Annotated in this window: 2 protein-coding genes; both read left to right on the top strand. The window is 68.8% G+C overall.

What is annotated here, in order from left to right:
• Window positions 1-137: 137 nt before the first annotated feature.
• Window positions 138-1382 carry an IS21 family transposase gene (gene istA, locus AB1781_11330; protein MEW5705158.1) on the top strand — a complete coding sequence of 415 codons (1245 nt, stop codon included), beginning with the start codon at window positions 138-140 and terminating at the stop codon, window positions 1380-1382.
• Window positions 1382-2242, top strand: a complete 861-nt coding sequence (gene istB / locus AB1781_11325) for an IS21-like element helper ATPase IstB (protein MEW5705157.1) — start codon at window positions 1382-1384, stop codon at window positions 2240-2242. The genes istA and istB overlap by 1 nt, the downstream gene beginning before the upstream one ends.
• Window positions 2243-2305 lie beyond the last annotated feature (63 nt).

Below are 2305 nucleotides of genomic sequence, written 5' to 3'. Positions count from 1 at the left end.
TGTCGCGCGCCATGGAAAACTGCCCCCTCGGCGTCACGAGGAAGTGCCCCCTCCTCGGGTCGCTGAGGAGAGAGCGCATGGACGAGGAACGAATCGCGGAAAGCCCGTCGTGGAGCGACGATCCACGGGGGCAGGCGATGAAGACGCCGGACGATGTGGCGGAGATGCTGCGGCTGAAGGCGTGCGGCTGGGGCAATAAGCGGATCGCGGCCGAGCTGGGCTGCAGCCACCATACTGTGAAGCACTACGTGGCGGCCGGCGGCGTCGTGCCGTTCAAGTCGCCGGCGCGGCCTAAGCTGCTCGACGGCCACGAGGATTGGCTGCGCGAGCGGTTCCTGCGCCATCGCGGCAACGCAGACGTGGTGCGCCAGGACTTGGCTGCCGAGAAGGGGCTTGTGGTGAGCCGCCGCACGCTGCAGCGGGCGGTTGAGCCGTACCGGCAGGCGCTGAAGGCCGAGGCGCTGGCGACGACGCGGTTCGAGACGCCGCCGGGGCGGCAGCTGCAGATCGACTTCGGCGAGCGCCTGGTCGAGATCGGCGGCATCAAGGTCAAGGCGTTCGTGTTCGTGGCGACGCTTGGGCATTCGCGGCGCTGTCACGTCCGCGCGTTCCGTCACGAGCAGCAGGCGAGCTGGTTCACCGGGCTGGAAAGCGCATTCCTCGTCTTCGGCGGCGTGCCGGCCGAGGTGCTGATGGACAACCCGCGCGCCCTCGTCGTGCACCATGATGCGGTGAGCCGGCAGGTCACGTTCAACGACAAGCTGATCGCCTTCGCCAGGCACTGGGGCTTTGTACCTCGCGCCTGTGCGCCGTACCGGGCGCGCACCAAGGGCAAGACCGAGAGCGGCGTCGGCTACGTAAAGAAGAATGCCATCGCCGGACACAGCTTCGAGAGCTGGGAGGCGTTCGAGGCACACCTCGCCAAGTGGGAGCGCGACGTCGCCAACGTGCGCATGCACGGCACCACCGGCGAGGCTCCGATCGCCCGGTTCGAGCGTGACGAGGCGCATCGCCTGAAGCCGCTCGGCAACCGGCCTTCGTTCGGCGCCCTTCGCGAGCTGACACGCGTTGTCGGCAACGACTGCGCGGTCGAGATCGACACCAACAGCTACTCGGTACCGTGGCGGTTGATCGGCGAGCGCGTCGCGGTGACGGTCGCGGCCGGCGAGGTGCGCATCCGGCATGGGCGCCGCGAGGTTGCCGTCCACGAAGTTGCCGACGGCCGCCGCCAGCGCGTCGTCGATCGTGCGCACCTCGACGGTGTCGCCGGCCGCGATGGCCCAGCTCGCCGACAATCGATTGGGGCGCCGCCGCCTTCCTCGGCGCCATCCTTGCTGCGTCCACTGGCCGAGTACGAGGCCGCCGTCGGAGGGCGCTTCTGATGCCGCGCGCAAAGAAGGTGCCCGACGTACCGACCGATCCGCTCGACGCCATGCTGGCGCGGCTCAAGCTCTCCGGCATCCGCGACCAGCTCGACAGCCTGCTCGACGAGGCGGCGCGATCCAACCTGTCGACGCGGGAGACGCTCACCCTGCTGTGCGAGCGCGAGATCGCGCGGAAGGATCATCGCCGCATCGAGATGGCGCTGAAGCTGGCGCACTTCCCGGCGGTGAAGGAGCTTGCCGGCTTCGACTTCGAGGCGCAGCCCTCGATCGATCCCAAGCAGATCCGGGATCTCGCCGCATCGCGCTGGATCGCCAACGGCGAGAACGTGCTGCTGCTCGGGCCGCCCGGCGTCGGCAAGACGCACATTGCCATCGCGCTCGGCCGCGAGGCGATCCTCGCCGGCTACTCGGTGCAGTTCACGACCGCGATGGCGCTGGTCGCCGGCCTCGCCAAGGCGCACGGCGAGAGGCGGCTCGATGAGAAGCTGCTCGGCCTCACGAAGGCCAAGCTGCTGATCGTCGACGAGCTCGGCTACCTGCCGCTGGAGCCCGATGCGGCGCACCTGTTCTTCCAGCTCGTCAGCCGCCGCTACGAGACGGGCGCGATGCTGATCACATCGAACCGCTCGGTCGCCGAGTGGGGCACGGTGTTCGCCGATCCGGTCGTGGCGACCGCCATCCTCGACCGGCTCTTGCACCACAGCCACGTGCTGACCATCCGCGGCGACAGCTACCGGCTCCGCGCCAAGCGCAAGAGCGGGTTGATCAAGGCGCCGCCCGCCGATGACGAGCCTCCGGTCGGCTCCGCCTCCCTGCGTCCTGTCATCGCCACACCCAACCATCAACCGAGACCATGAACACCGAGGGGTGGGGGCAGTTCTAGATGACGCAAAGGGGGCAGTTCCGGATGGCGTTTGACA

The organism is Pseudomonadota bacterium (assembly GCA_040752895.1).
Lineage (GTDB): Bacteria > Pseudomonadota > Alphaproteobacteria.
The sequence above is the reverse complement of the archived record's forward strand: the minus strand, read 5'-3'. Positions and strand labels throughout refer to the sequence as shown.